This window comes from Bacteroides acidifaciens, assembly GCF_024623065.1.
GTDB classification, from domain to species: Bacteria; Bacteroidota; Bacteroidia; order Bacteroidales; family Bacteroidaceae; genus Bacteroides; species Bacteroides acidifaciens.
Map to the genome: position 1 here is coordinate 1 of NZ_JANJZR010000006.1, position 14058 is coordinate 14058.

The following is a 14058-nucleotide window of genomic DNA, read 5'->3' on the forward strand; positions in this document are numbered from 1 at the left end:
AGAAATATCCTCAAGGACGGTGCAGCGGAAATATCGAACAACCTCTGTGAACAAAGGATGAAACCGGTAAAGCTGTTGCTCAAGAACTGTATGAACATAGGCAGTGAGGATGCGGCAGAAAACTCGGCATTCATCTTCTCTCTGATAGAAAGCTGTAAGCTTAATGGCATAGACCCTCAGGATTACCTGAAGCACCTATTCGAATGTATTCTTCATGGTAAGGACTGCGACAAGAAGACTCTTCTACCATGTTTTTATAAACCGGAATGTTAAAACAAAAATATTTTCTTGCGGGCATTTTTATTTTATCGGCTGAAAAACAGCCGATAAAATTGTCGTGGCGGAAAATAGAATGATTACTTACAATTCCCGGTGTGATTGTGACGGAAGAAGTGTTTGCGTAAGGCAAAAGGATATATAAATATAAGAATGGTCTTGATTCAATGCCGGTTCATGCCGGCATTGAATCAAGACCATTCTTTATTAAGAGGTGTCTGTCTTTCGGATGTATCCGCTTAGATTCCGAACGATAGTTTGTCGATAGACTGATAGACGATACTTGCGATACCCAGTCCGATAATACCCAGCGTACAAAGAGCCAGTCCCCATTTTGTGCTGCGGTCGCTGCGGAAAGCAGGAATCGGATTGTCGGAAGGGGTGATATACATTGCTTTCACAATCAGCAGGTAGTAGTATAATGAAATCACTGTATTGATTAATGCGATGAATACTAACAGGTGGAATCCTGCATTGAAAGCTGCCATGAAGATAAAGAACTTGGAGAAGAATCCGGCAAACGGTGGGATACCTGCCAATGAGAACAGGGATAAAGTCATCAGGAACGCTATTTTCGGATTCGTCTTATAAAGTCCTGCATAGTCTTCAAGCGTGAACTTCTGGCTGCGTAGTGCTACGATGGTGATTACGGCAAATACACCGAGGTTGGCGGCAGCGTATACAAGCACGTAATACACTAATGCCGTCATTCCCTGTGCCGTTCCGCCGATAACGCCAAGCATGATATATCCGGCTTGTGAGATACTGGAGAATGCCATCAGACGTTTCAGGTTCTGCTGGCGGATGGCGAATATATTGGCGATAGTGATAGAGGCGATAATCACCCAGTAAAGTACTTCCTGCCAGTCGTTTATCATCGGTGCGAATACTTTGATAAGGATAGTCAGCAGAACGAAAGCTGCAGAACCTTTTGAAACGACGCTCAGATAAGCGGTGACTGTACTCGGCGCACCTTCATATACGTCCGCTGTCCACAGGTGGAACGGAACGAGTGACAGCTTGAATGCCATACCCGTGAAGAAGAACACGAATGCCATAATTTGCAACGGATTTCCGTCGATATGAGCGGGAAGGTCGTCAAAGTACAATGTTCCGGCAGAACCGTAAATCATAGACAGGCCGAACAGCAACAATGCGCTGGAGAAGAGGGCGGTAAGGATATATTTGGCTCCCGCTTCGGCAGAGTTGTGGCGGTATTTGTCAAAGGCAATCAGAGCGGCCATCGGGATAGATGCCGTTTCCAGTCCGATAAAGAACATCAGAAAATGTCCGGCGGAAATCATGAGATACATACCAAACAGGGTGGAAAGTGTCAGTACATAAAATTCTCCTTGTTTGAATGAGGTATCTTCACGTTTCATCCATTCGTGTGCCATCAGGAAGACAATCAACGTACCTACATTCAGGATTGATTTGACAACCGTGTGCATGGGTACATAATGGTACATGCCGCCGAATATGTCGCAGGCGGTTTCGGGAACAAGGTTGATAGCTGTATGAACCGCCATCAGGATGACGGGTAACATGGTGTTCAGTCGTGCCTTTCCATCGTTCTTGTGTGCATCCGGACTCATGAAGAGGTCGGCCAAAAACAGTAGTATCAGGACAACTACGAGCGACAGCTCTTCTCGCATATGTAGAAATTGTGAATAATCCATATTGTTAATTTACTATTTAACGATTTACAATTTACTATTTAGGGTATCAGTTGTGAGACAACCGGTAATACGCTTTCACCAATCATGTGGCTGACCCAAAAAGGAGCCATACCCAGTCCGGCTACACAAACGATGAGGCAGATGACTGCTATACGTTCGTCCCATGTTGCGTCGGTCAACTCAAGGTGGTGCTTGTTGGTGCAGGTTCCGTATAGAATCTTACCTACCAGGCGCAGGATATAGACTGCTGTAATCACAATGGAAGAGCAGGCGATGATAGTCAGCGTGCGGTGGAATACATCGTTGTTCTGGAAAGAACCTACGAAGATAGTCATCTCAGCAATGAAACCACTCAGCCCCGGCAGACCGAGGTTGGCAAGGCCGGCAATCACGTAACATACGCTGAGGAACGGCATAATCTTCATCAGACCGGCAAGCTCGCGAACGTCACGTGTGTGTGTACGTCCGTAAATCATACCGATAAGGGCGAAGAACAAGGCTGTCATCAATCCGTGCGAAAGCATCTGAAGGATAGCTCCCGTCGCAGCCGTCTGGTTCAGCATCAGGATAGCAAAGAGAACCAGTCCGCAGTGGGACACTGAAGAGTAAGCATTGATATATTTCAAGTCGGTCTGTACACAAGCGGAGAAAGCTCCGTACACCACAGAGATACCTGTCAGTATCAGGAATATCCACGAAAGTTCGTTGGCAGCTTCCGGCATCAGATAAATGGCGATGCGGAAACATCCGTAACCACCCAGTTTCATCAAGACTCCGGCATGAAGCATGGATACGGCTGTCGGGGCGGAAGCGTGACCGTCGGGGCTCCAGGTATGGAACGGGAAAAGGGCGCCTAGCACGCCAAAGCCGAGGAAAGTCAGCGGAAACCAGATGCATTGCTGTGCAAAAGGTATGTTGTGCAATTGCGCGATTTCGAGCAGGTTCATCGTTGTCGCTCCCGAACCGAAGTAGATTCCGAGAATACCGATCAATAGGAAAGCGGAACCGCCCATCAGCATCAGTGTCAGTTTCATGGCGGCGTACTCTTTGCGTCCCGAACCCCATACACCGATTAACAGGTACATAGGTATCAGCGCTATTTCGTAGAACATAAACATGGTGAACAAGTCTACGGAGATAAAGAACCCGAATACTCCCATCGACAGCAGGGTGAACCAAAGGAAATATTCTTTTGTCAGCGGTTGCAGACGCCAGGAAGCAAATGTCCCGGTGAATACGATGATGGCGGACAGTAACAGCATAGCTACTGAGATTCCGTCTACGCCTACCGAGTATGAGATATGAAGCGGTGCATACCAAAGAGTGTCTGCACGAAAAAGCATTTCTGCTGTGTTTCCGGCATTACGTTCTCCCAAATACATGAATGTCAGTACGACAGCGGCTATCAGGAGTGCCGATGCGCCAGTAATCATAACCCCACGGATGGCTTTTATTCCTCGTGCTGCCCAAAGTCCGGCCAGCATCAGGAGGGGGATAAGTACGAATATTGATAAGAAATTCATATCGTTCTGTGCTTTATAAGATTAATAGTAAGATAAGTGCCAGTGCACCGCAAAGGAACACATATGCATATTGCTGTACCTGACCGCTTTGCAAACCGCGGATTTCGTCGCTTGTGGTATTGGCTGCCCATGCCAGGAAGTCAAAGAGTCCATCTATTACATGACGGTCAAACCATGCGATAGGAGTAGAGATGCAGCGGAAGATAATCTTATGCGTAATGAACTGGTATATATCATCCATATAGAAACGATTATAAGCAGCCTTGTGCAATCCCTTGAACTGTTTTGCCAGTGAATCGGCAACAGGCTGTTTGGCATTCTTATACATCCAGGTAGCGATGGCAATAGAAATAATTGCAACAACAACGCTTGTGATAGCTACCGACGGGTCAAGATGGATGGAATAAGATTCACCGTTCGAACTGATAAAGTGTCCGAAAGGAATAAATCCTGCCCCACAAGTAACGGCTGCCAGGAACATCAAAGGGAATGTCATAGCCAACGGACTGTCATGGGGGCGGCAAGGTGCCGCTTCCAAGTTTCCGTGTGGTGTGTCGTGACTTGTATCCGAATGGGAATCTGTCCGGAGCGGTTCGCTCCCCCAGAAAATACCGTAGTAAAGGCGGAACATATAGAAAGCTGTCATTGCAGCGATGACTGTCATCACCCATCCCATTACAGGGCTGTATTGGAAACAAGCAGCCAGAATTTCATCTTTCGAGAAGAAGCCTGAGAATGGAGGAATACCGGCAATAGCCAGACAAGCAATCAGGAATGTCCAGTGAGTGATCGGCATATATTTGCGTAAACCTCCCATAGCGGACATTTCATTAGAATGTACAGCATGAATGATGCTACCTGCACCGAGGAAGAGCAATGCCTTAAACATGGCATGTGTGAAAAGGTGGAACATGGAAGCCATGTAGCCCAAACCTCCTTCGTGCGGATTCATCGAAGTACAAACGCCTAAGGCTACCATCATAAAACCAATCTGTGAAATGGTAGAGAAAGCCAATACGCGTTTGATGTCTGATTGCACGCAAGCCACACTTGCTGCATAGAATGCAGTGATTGCACCTACCCAGGCAACCATGTGCAGCGTATTCGGTGCGTATGCAATGAAAAGTGGGAACATACGTGCCACCAGATATACACCGGCAACTACCATGGTAGCCGCGTGAATCAAAGCACTGACCGGAGTAGGACCTTCCATTGCGTCGGGCAACCATATATGCAATGGGAACATCGCACTCTTACCGGCACCGCCCACGAACATCAATCCGAGGGCTAACGGAAGCATGGCAGCGCCACCGCTGACCAACGATACTGTATCCGGAGTGAAACCGAACGTTCCGCCATAATATCCGTAAATCAGGATACCGATCAAGAAGCCCAAGTCGGCAAAACGAGTGACAATAAATGCTTTCTTTGAAGCGGAGATTGCAGCAGGTTTTGTATAGTAGAATCCGATTAATAAATAAGAACTTACACCCACCAATTCCCAAAAGAGATACATTTGGAAGATGTTTGTCGCTACTACCAGTCCCAGCATTGACATGGTAAACAGGGAGAGGAAAGCGTAGTAACGCTGAAAACCAGTCTCGCCTTTCATGTAACCGAAGGAGTAGATATGCACCATCAGTGACACGGTAGAGATGACAATCAACATCATCACAGATATAGGATCGAGCAGGATGCCCAGGTCGAAGTGTAATGTCTCTGTAAAAGGAAGCCACGTGAAATTGTAAGGTATCAATGTGGCAAATGTTCCGTCTTCCAGCCGTGGGGCGGAGAAATATTGGAAAGCAGTCATATAAGACAGTACTGCTACCGTTCCCAGCACCAGAGTACCGATGGTACCCGCTGTCCGATGCGACATCCATTTTCCCCCGATTCCCAATATGAGAAAGGAGAAGAAAGGAAGAAGGAGTATTAGAATTGTTAGTTCCATACAGTTTTATTTAATTACTTGTTTTATTATTACTTATACTATAATATCTCACAAATTCATCTGTCCGTCTATTCATCCGAATAGAAACCTGGAAATGGCACCTTGCCACTACCATTTCAAGTCGTCGAGGTTGCGGACTTGGATGCTTCGGAGATTACGGTAGATATTGATCATGATGGCGATAGCTATTGCAGTTTCCGCGGCTGAGATGGCGATGGAGAACAGTGCAAAGAAATAACCTTCCATTCCTCCCGGGAAGAGAAAACGATTGAACACGGCGAAGTTGATGTCCGTGGCGTTCAGCATTAACTCTACGGAAATCAGGATAGCCAGCGTGTTACGGCGGGTAAAGAATCCATAGATTCCTGCAAACATCATGATGGTAGAGACTACCAGATAATATTCCATGTGTATCATATTCAATTCAATGTTTGATAGTTAATACTTTCGTTCTTATCTCTTTCGGGCAATCATGATACCACCGATGATACAAGCTAGCAATAAGATACTGACTGCTTCGAAAGGTAATACATAGCCGTATTTGTCACTACTCAGCAAGGCATGTCCGATAGCGTGGATGTTTATCTCCTGCGGGGCAAGGTTCGCTGTCTGCATAAAGTTATGTTTCAGCGTGATAAACAAGATGATAGCCAGACCGGCAACCATTGTAAAGAGTCCTGCCAGGAACCTGCTTCGTTTTAGTTTCTCGGCTCGGTCGCCCTCTCCACTGGTCAGCAGGATGGAGAATACATAAAGTACAACGATACCACCGGCGTAAACCATAATCTGGACGGAGCCCAAAAAAGTATAGCCCAGCAAGAAGTAGATGCCGGCCGTGCCGAAGAGCACGAAGAGCAGGTAAGTAGCCGAGCGGACAATACGTTGGGTAGTCACCGTCATGATGGACATAGCAATAATAAATGCTGCCAAAAAGTAGAATACTACTGTTTCAAGAGTTGATCCCATATCTAAACTTCTTTTTTCTTTTCTATTACTTTACTACCGTCATGATTCAGTTTCAAGACGAGCTTGGAACGGTCGAATACTGCATGCTCGAAGTTCTGATCGAACGTGATAGCATCGTGCGGACAAGCATTTACACAAAGTTGGCAGAACATACAAGTGCCCAGGTCATATTCATAGGTCGCCAGGATTTTCTTTTTCTTGCCGTCTTCTGTTTCAATCGTTTCGCTGGTCACTTTGATTGTGTCGTTCGGACACGCCATCTGACATAATCCGCAGGCTACACAGCGATGTTCATTATTCTCATTGTGGGGCATGTTCAGTGTTCCACGGAATCGGTCGAACATCTTCAGTTCCTTCCGGTTTTCGGGATATTGCTCGGTCACTTTCTTGCGGAAGTAAACCTTGATGCTGGTTTTCATACCCGTTGTCAGTGTACTGATGCCATGCACCAGACCACCTAAGTACGTATATTTTTTATCTTTATATTCCATAATCTAATCTGCTAGAAGTGAAAGCCGAAGGCTACGCAACATGCCATTAATAATAGATTTACCATAGAAATAGGAACCAGGTATTTCCATTCCAGATTCAGAATCTGGTCGATACGCAGACGGGGGAACGTCCATTTAATCCACATCAGCAGGAATACCACAAAGAACGCTTTGCCGAAGAACCAGATAAATCCGGGGATATAATCCATTACGGCATTAAATTCGTTCAGACCGATGATGTGCAACGGCATCCATCCTCCCAGGAAGATGGTGGCGGCAACACTGGCTACGATAAACAAGTTCAAGTATTCTGCCAAATAGAAGAAACCGAAACCCATACCGGAATATTCGGTGTGGTATCCGGCAGTCAGTTCACTTTCCGCTTCGGGAAGGTCGAACGGACCACGGTTACATTCGGCGTTTCCGGCAATCAGGTAGATAATGAAAGCAATCACGGCAGGGATATGTCCCTTGAAAATAAACCAACCGTCGGCTTGCCCTTCCACGATTTCAGAAAACTGCATGGTTCCCATCAATACGACCATTGTCATAATGCTCATACCTACAGAAAGTTCATAACTGATAATCTGCGCGCCACTTCTCATGGCACCAATTAGAGAGAACTTATTGTTACTACCCCAACCGGCAAGCAAAATACCAACTACTCCGATGCTGGAAGCTGCCAACAGAAAGAATACCCCTACATTGAAATTAAGAATTTCCGCTCCCTTATTAAAAGGAATACAAGAGAAAGTAAGGAACGAGGCGATAATCACCATGAACGGAGCCAGGTTGTAGAGGAAATGGTCGGCACCTTTCGGCATGAAAATCTCCTTGGTCATCATTTTGAGCACGTCGCATATCACTTGAATAGAGCCCCATTTGCCCACCCGGTTCGGACCGAGACGACACTGGAAGAACCCGCAGACCTTGCGTTCCATATAAATCAATATGATAGCGAGGATGGCATACAATGCAACAATGCATACACCGACAGCCACACATTCTATAAATACAGCCACTCCCTCAGGCATGATGAAGAGAAGTAGCTCATGTATCCAATTTGTTACTATACTAAAGTCGAACATATTTAATTAGTGTTTGGTGTTTAATGATTAGTAATTAACATATCGATGCATTTTTTTTCGTTAATTGTTCATCACTAAACGTTAATCGTTAACTTACCGGTCTATATCCGGAACCACATAGTCCAGCGTTCCGCCAATGGCAATCAGGTCGGCAATCTTCGCTCCACGACAGATCGTGTCGATGGCAGCTACAAGTGGCAACCCCGTGGCACGATAGTGCAGGCGATACGGCATTTTGTCACCCTGGCTTTCGAGGAAAACACCGAATTCACCGCGGCTTCCTTCCACAGCAGCATAGTAGCTGCCTTCGGGAACACGGATGATTGGTTTCATCTTCTCCTGATACGGCCCTTCGGGAATATTGTCTATTAATTGCTCAATGATGTTCAGACTTTCCATGATTTCGTCCATACGCACCAGATAGCGGGCGAAGCAGTCGCCTTCCGTATAAACGATTTCTTTGAAATCCACTTTGTCGTATACACCGTAAGGGATTCGCTTGCGCACGTCGCAGGCCCAGCCCGAAGCACGACCTGTACCACCGGTGCAACCGAAAGAAATAGCATCCTCCCGACTTAGTACACCCACACCTTTCATACGGCTTTGAGCAATGATATTGCCTGTGAATATATCGTGATATTCGTGAATGATACCTCTCATATACGGAATAAATTCTTTCACCCGTTTGACGAAGTTCGGGTGAAGGTCAGCCTGTACACCGCCAATCGTATTGTAGTTCATAATCAAGCGTCCGCCACAAGTCTCCTCAAAAATATCGAGAATCTTTTCACGGTCACGGAATCCGTAGAAGAAAGCCGTAAGTGCTCCCAAGTCCATGGTAAGAGCAGAGAAAAACAATAAGTGAGAGTCGATACGTTGTAATTCATCCATAATCGTGCGTATATACTGCACGCGCTGGCTAACCTCGATACCCATCGCCTTCTCAATACACATACATAATGCATGTCGGTTCTGGTGTGCACCCAAATAATCAAGACGGTCTGTCAGAGCCAGTGTCTGAGGATAAGTAAGACTTTCATTCATCTTCTCGATACCACGGTGGATATATCCACAGTTTGCGTCAATCTTACGGATGATTTCACCTTCAAGAGAAACACGGAAACGCATTACACCGTGAGTTGCAGGGTGTTGCGGACCGATATTGACTACGTATTCTTCTTCTCCGAAGAGTTTTGTTTCTTTGTTTTTGATTGTTCCGTCTGGGTTGAGTTCTATTTCCTGAGTCGTGTCGAACGTTTCCTCATTGGTCATGCAGAGCGGATTATCTTTTTCCGGATTATTGTCTTTGCGCATCGGATAACCTATCCAGTCGTTACGCAGATACAGACGACGCATATCGGGATGACCGATAAAGGTGATGCCGTAATAATCGAAAACTTCGCGTTCGTAGAAGTCAGCTATCTTCCATATGTCGCTGACAGACGGTATTTCCGGCAGATCGCGGTTGGTAGTCGCAGTTTTTAATGCTATCCGTTCGCCCGTGACAGTAGATTCCAGATGATAGACTACGCCTAAACCACGGAGTTTCTCCGGAGCGTCTTTCTCATCCGCCACTCCCCAGTCCATACCGGTGAGGCTTTCGAGAAAGTCCATCTGCTTTTCATTTCGCAAGCGCAGCATCTCGTCGTGTAATGCTGCAGGGGCTATAAATTGTATTTCTTGCATAAATCAAATTAAATTAAGAACGTAGAGTCATTCTTCATTTTTTATATAATCCGGTTTCTTCTCTTTCCTGTTTACTCCACCAAAGAACTTTTCTATTTTCACTTTGCGTTGCAACTGCATCATGCCATAATAGAAAGCTTCGGGACGCGGCGGGCATCCGGGGATATATACATCTACCGGAAGAATCTTGTCCACTCCGTTCACCACATGGTAGGACTTCCTGAAAGGACCGCCGCTGACAGCGCATCCGCCTACGGCAACCACATATTTCGGGTCGGGCATCTGGTCGTAAAGCCGCTTCAATACCGGAGCCATTTTATTGGTGATTGTTCCGCATACCATAATCATATCAGCCTGACGCGGACTGGCACGGGCAACTTCAAACCCGAAGCGGGCCATATCATAACGCGCAGCACCCAGTGCCATAAATTCGATACCGCAACAACTGGTAGCGAAAGTAAGCGGCCACAGCGAATTGCTGCGTCCCCAGTTGATAAAGTCATCAAGAACTCCGAGAGCGACGTTTGCCCCTCCGGCATTAAGTTCCCTGACCAACTTTTCCAATGATTCATTGTCAATGAACTCCTCATACGGAATTGATTTTATTTTTGGCTTTTTGGTTATTTCCATTCCAAAGCTCCTTTCCTCCAGGCATAAGCAAGACCCAGAACTAGAATGATAAAGAAGAAGAGAATACTGATAAGTCCCTGTGGTCCCATGTCGCGCATGACCACTGCCCACGGAAACAGGAAAGCTGTTTCAACGTCGAACATCAGGAACAGGATAGCAAACAAGTAGTAACCTACACGGAACTGCATCCATGATTTACCACGTGTCGGTATACCACATTCGTAAGCTTCAAACTTTTGCACATTGTACGAACGGGGTGAAATAGCACGTGAAAGAGCTATCACTACACCGACAAAAGCAAGCGCTGTTAGTAAAACAACAACTAAAAATGTAAAATTCATAATTCAATAGCTGTTTAGATTGAATATTATAGAAATAAACAACTGGATTATCCACCCTCCGGGGGACGAAACCAACTGTAATATAAGTGACGGGCAAAAAAGCCGACTGTACTGTCGTCTAAACCACAATCTTTCTTAATCCATATATATAATAGGAGATAGGATCGTAGTAGCAGGTGGGAGCGTGGAGCGATATAAGGTAAGGCGGACTTTGAAGTTTGTGATGCTCGCAGAAATAGGCTATTAGCAATAACACACTCTTATCTGCCGGAACATGTGCAACTTCCGTATGACTCATATCGCAGGATTGGGTAGAATAAAAGTTATAAAGGCGTTCCAAAGCATTGTGTGTCGGATGCTCTTGGGATACATAGCACTTCTCCTGCCTGTGAGCCGGGGAAGAAACCTTGCAAATATTTTCCATTGCTCCATTTGTTGTGCAATGAATAAGCAAAGTCAGTACCAAAAGTAGTCCGAATTTTAGGATTTGTTTCATCTTTTCCTTTTAACGGCTGCAAATATAGGACTAATATTTATACTTTTTGCAAAGTCCGGGTAGCAAAAAAGGTTTTTTTAGCACTCAACTTGATTTGTGTCAAGTCTTCGCCTAGTTTTTTTTCCAAAAGTCAGAAGTAAAGAGCAATAGCACTGTAAATAATTCCAAACGTCCCAGAAGCATCAGGAAAGAAAGCAGCCATTTGGCAAGAACCGGTAGTTCGCTCCATGAAAAAGCCGGACCGCAGGTACCGAGTCCCGGCCCCATATTACCCATGCTTGAAATAACTGTTCCCACTGATTCCAGGAAACCTACCCCAAGTCCCATCATGATAAGTATGCTGATAAGGGCAATCACTGCATACAAAAAGGTGAAAGCCAATACAGTGGACTGGATGGAAGGGGAGATAACCTGCTTGTTTACACGTACCGGAAGCACGGCATTGGGATGCAGGATATGTTTGAATTCATTTTTCACTACCTTAAATAAGATCACCATACGGATACACTTGATACCACCTGTTGTACTACCGGCACAGGCTCCGATAATCATCACAATAAGAAGGCATCCCCAAAGAATGGAAGGCCAAAGCATATAGTCGGCTGTGGCGAATCCCGTGGAGGTCTGCAATGAAATTACTTGGAAAAGTGATTTACGGAATGCTTCTTCCGCACCCATTGGAGATGTCTGATAGAGCCAGGCTGCAATAAATAGGGTGAAGAAGGAAACGCATATAAAGTAGAACTTCAATTCCGCGTCATGAATAAACTTCTTTATCTTGCCGTTGAACATTAACAGCAACAGCGTGAAGTTGATTCCTGACAAAAACATGAAGATGGAGATTACATAATCTATATAGGGAGAGTGATAGTATTCAATACTGGCTTGCTTGGTAGAAAAACCACCGGTACTGGTCGTTGTGAAAGCATGGCATATACTGTCGAATACGCTCATGCCGCCAAATACTAACAATATAATGAGAGTTCCCGTCATTCCTGCATAAATACCCCAGAGCCATTTGGCTGTAATGCCAATGCGGGGATGTACTTTGTCATGAGTAGGGCCGCTGGCTTCTGCCGCAAATACCTGAATACCACCAACACCAAAAATAGGCAGGACGGCAATGGTAAAGAATACAATACCCAAACCGCCAATCCATTGCGTCATGGCGCGCCAGAAGAGTATTCCGTGCGGCATTGATTCGATGTTATTTAAGATAGTAGCTCCCGTACTGCTGAAACCTGACATGGTTTCAAAGAATGCGTTGGTGATACTTGGAATATATCCTCCTATATAATAAGGTAACATTCCGAAAAGAGAGAACGTGACCCATGCTACACTGACAATGACATATCCGTCACGTCGATTGAGTGATTTTTCCGCACCTTTGCCGATGGCAAGCAATACAATACCTACACCGGCAGCAATAGCCGATGAAATCAGGAAACTCTGCAAGTCATTCTCTTTGTAGAATAAAGAAACAACACCGCAGCATAGTAACATCGCAGTTTCTATAAGCAGCAGAAAACCCAGAATCCGGTATATCATCTTCGAGTTGATCATAAACAAATGTCAAGTGTTATTTACTACCTAATGAAAGAATTTCTCGATTTTCTTAATCATCATACTCAAGCAGAACACTACTACATGGTCGCCCGGTTGAATCAGCGTATCACCGGTAACCAGTATTCCTTCTCCGTTGCGAATCATACCGCCGATAGTCGTCCCTTTCGGTAGCCCGAGGTCTTTGATCAGATGTTTTGTTATTTTTGCTCCGGCGGGTACAGTAAATTCTGCGACATCCGCATTGGCAAACGTCAGACATTTCACATTGGAGACGTCGGCATCCAGCATCATTTGATAAATATGGCTGGCGGCAATCATCTTCTTGTTGATAACCGTACCGATGTCAAGGCTTTCCGCCATGCCGATATAGTCGATATTCTCGACTTCTGCCACGGTCTTTTCCACCCCCATGCGTTTGGCGGCAAGACAAGCCAGTATGTTGGTTTCAGAATTTCCGGTTAGGGCAACGAAGGCTTCGGTATTCTTCAATCCTTCTTCGATGAGCAGATCCATGTCGCGACCGTCTCCGTTGATAATCATTGTTTTGTCGTCCAATAGTTCTGTCAACCGGTTGCAACGGTTAATGTCATTGTCTACGATTTTCACTTGCATATAATCCGGCACGTATTGGGCGGTACGGACTGCGATGCGGCTTCCGCCCATAATCATCACGTTGCGCACGTCGGCATAATCTTCCTTGCCGGCTATCTTACGTATATAAGGAATATATTTGCGGGTGGTGGTGAAATAAACAATGTCATGCAGTTTTATCACATCGTCTCCGCGTGGAATAATGGTTTCCGTTCCGCGTTTGATGGCTACTATGTGATAAGGAATGTCCGGTGCCCCCAGTTCATAGAGAGGAATATTCAGTATCTCCGCTTTTTCGCGCATCTTCGTACCGATCAGTACGAGTGCTCCGCCACAGAATTCCCACCATTGGCGTACCCAGCTCATGCGCATGGAAGATACGATTTCTTTGGCAGCCAACATCTCAGGGTAGATTAACGAATCCACTCCCAACTTTTGGAAGAACTCTTTATTTTTTGGCAGAAGATATTCGTAATTGTCGATACGTGCCACTGTCTTTTTAGCTCCCAGATTGGTAGCCAGCATACAGGCAGTCATGTTTCGGCTTTCGTCCGGAGTAACTGCAATGAAGAGGTCGGCTTCTTTGACACCTACCTCTTTCAGACCGGAGATAGAAGAAGGAGAGGCGGCAACTGTCAGTAAGTCGAAATTGGCGCTGAGAGCACTTAGTTTCTCTTCGTCATCGTCCATCAGGATAATGTCTTGCTTTTCGCGCGATAACAGTTTGGCCAAATGGGTGCCTACGTTGCCGGCACCGGCGATAATAATCTTCAT

The 14058-nt window shown here is 45.6% G+C and carries 14 protein-coding genes; 1 reads left to right on the forward strand and 13 read right to left on the reverse strand.

Features of this window, described 5'->3' with window-relative positions:
- The coding region (locus tag NSB03_RS02745) for a transposase domain-containing protein (RefSeq protein ID WP_218049255.1) at positions 1-273 on the forward strand (273 nt) is incomplete at its 5' end.
- Between the two features lie 242 nt (positions 274-515).
- Here the strand turns inward: NSB03_RS02745 and NSB03_RS02750 are convergent.
- From NSB03_RS02750 to trkA, 13 genes are all read right to left on the reverse strand, one after another.
- Positions 516-1955: an NADH-quinone oxidoreductase subunit N gene (locus NSB03_RS02750; protein ID WP_024986398.1), complete on the reverse strand. Its 1440-nt coding sequence runs from the start codon at positions 1953-1955 to the stop codon at positions 516-518.
- A 38-nt stretch (positions 1956-1993) separates the two neighbouring features.
- Positions 1994-3478, reverse strand: a complete 1485-nt coding sequence (locus tag NSB03_RS02755; RefSeq protein ID WP_024986399.1) for a complex I subunit 4 family protein — start codon at positions 3476-3478, stop codon at positions 1994-1996.
- Positions 3479-3491: 13 nt separating this feature from the next.
- A complete protein-coding gene (gene nuoL, locus NSB03_RS02760; protein WP_024986400.1) occupies positions 3492-5429 on the reverse strand; it encodes an NADH-quinone oxidoreductase subunit L in 1938 nt (645 codons plus the stop codon).
- 108 nt (positions 5430-5537) lie between these two features.
- Positions 5538-5846 carry an NADH-quinone oxidoreductase subunit NuoK gene (nuoK, locus tag NSB03_RS02765; protein ID WP_007764713.1) on the reverse strand — a complete coding sequence of 103 codons (309 nt, stop codon included), beginning with the start codon at positions 5844-5846 and terminating at the stop codon, positions 5538-5540.
- Positions 5847-5882: 36 nt separating this feature from the next.
- Positions 5883-6395 (reverse strand): NADH-quinone oxidoreductase subunit J family protein, encoded by a 513-nt coding sequence (locus NSB03_RS02770; protein WP_024986401.1) that lies wholly within the window; start codon positions 6393-6395, stop codon positions 5883-5885.
- Positions 6396-6397: 2 nt separating this feature from the next.
- A complete protein-coding gene (locus NSB03_RS02775; protein WP_024986402.1) occupies positions 6398-6886 on the reverse strand; it encodes a 4Fe-4S binding protein in 489 nt (162 codons plus the stop codon).
- An 11-nt stretch (positions 6887-6897) separates the two neighbouring features.
- Complete coding sequence (nuoH, locus tag NSB03_RS02780; protein WP_121765177.1) at positions 6898-7974, reverse strand: NADH-quinone oxidoreductase subunit NuoH; 1077 nt, start codon at positions 7972-7974, stop codon at positions 6898-6900.
- A gap of 93 nt (positions 7975-8067) precedes the next feature.
- Entirely contained in the window at positions 8068-9660 is a 1593-nt protein-coding gene (locus tag NSB03_RS02785; RefSeq protein WP_135034929.1) for an NADH-quinone oxidoreductase subunit D, read from the reverse strand.
- A gap of 27 nt (positions 9661-9687) precedes the next feature.
- A complete protein-coding gene (locus tag NSB03_RS02790) occupies positions 9688-10290 on the reverse strand; it encodes an NADH-quinone oxidoreductase subunit B (protein WP_024986403.1) in 603 nt (200 codons plus the stop codon).
- The gene (locus NSB03_RS02795) at positions 10281-10631 is read right to left on the reverse strand and encodes an NADH-quinone oxidoreductase subunit A (RefSeq protein ID WP_024986404.1); all 351 of its coding nucleotides are present in this window, start codon (positions 10629-10631) and stop codon (positions 10281-10283) included. The genes NSB03_RS02790 and NSB03_RS02795 overlap by 10 nt, the downstream gene beginning before the upstream one ends.
- A 118-nt stretch (positions 10632-10749) precedes the next feature.
- The gene (locus tag NSB03_RS02800) at positions 10750-11127 is read right to left on the reverse strand and encodes a hypothetical protein (protein WP_024986405.1); all 378 of its coding nucleotides are present in this window, start codon (positions 11125-11127) and stop codon (positions 10750-10752) included.
- A 111-nt stretch (positions 11128-11238) separates the two neighbouring features.
- Positions 11239-12690 (reverse strand): TrkH family potassium uptake protein, encoded by a 1452-nt coding sequence (locus NSB03_RS02805; protein ID WP_024986406.1) that lies wholly within the window; start codon positions 12688-12690, stop codon positions 11239-11241.
- 27 nt (positions 12691-12717) lie between these two features.
- Positions 12718-14058 (reverse strand): Trk system potassium transporter TrkA, encoded by a 1341-nt coding sequence (trkA, locus tag NSB03_RS02810; RefSeq protein ID WP_121765180.1) that lies wholly within the window; start codon positions 14056-14058, stop codon positions 12718-12720.

Coding starts and splice junctions, on each gene's coding strand:
- NSB03_RS02785 (WP_135034929.1), bottom strand. CDS start 9,660: ATGCAAGAAATACAATTTATAGCCCCTGCAGCATTACACGACGAGATG.
- nuoL (WP_024986400.1), bottom strand. CDS start 5,429: ATGGAACTAACAATTCTAATACTCCTTCTTCCTTTCTTCTCCTTTCTC.
- NSB03_RS02755 (WP_024986399.1), bottom strand. CDS start 3,478: ATGAATTTCTTATCAATATTCGTACTTATCCCCCTCCTGATGCTGGCC.
- trkA (WP_121765180.1), bottom strand. CDS start 14,058: ATGAAGATTATTATCGCCGGTGCCGGCAACGTAGGCACCCATTTGGCC.
- NSB03_RS02805 (WP_024986406.1), bottom strand. CDS start 12,690: ATGATCAACTCGAAGATGATATACCGGATTCTGGGTTTTCTGCTGCTT.
- NSB03_RS02770 (WP_024986401.1), bottom strand. CDS start 6,395: ATGGGATCAACTCTTGAAACAGTAGTATTCTACTTTTTGGCAGCATTT.
- nuoK (WP_007764713.1), bottom strand. CDS start 5,846: ATGATACACATGGAATATTATCTGGTAGTCTCTACCATCATGATGTTT.
- NSB03_RS02795 (WP_024986404.1), bottom strand. CDS start 10,631: ATGAATTTTACATTTTTAGTTGTTGTTTTACTAACAGCGCTTGCTTTT.
- NSB03_RS02790 (WP_024986403.1), bottom strand. CDS start 10,290: ATGGAAATAACCAAAAAGCCAAAAATAAAATCAATTCCGTATGAGGAG.
- NSB03_RS02775 (WP_024986402.1), bottom strand. CDS start 6,886: ATGGAATATAAAGATAAAAAATATACGTACTTAGGTGGTCTGGTGCAT.
- nuoH (WP_121765177.1), bottom strand. CDS start 7,974: ATGTTCGACTTTAGTATAGTAACAAATTGGATACATGAGCTACTTCTC.
- NSB03_RS02800 (WP_024986405.1), bottom strand. CDS start 11,127: ATGAAACAAATCCTAAAATTCGGACTACTTTTGGTACTGACTTTGCTT.
- NSB03_RS02750 (WP_024986398.1), bottom strand. CDS start 1,955: ATGGATTATTCACAATTTCTACATATGCGAGAAGAGCTGTCGCTCGTA.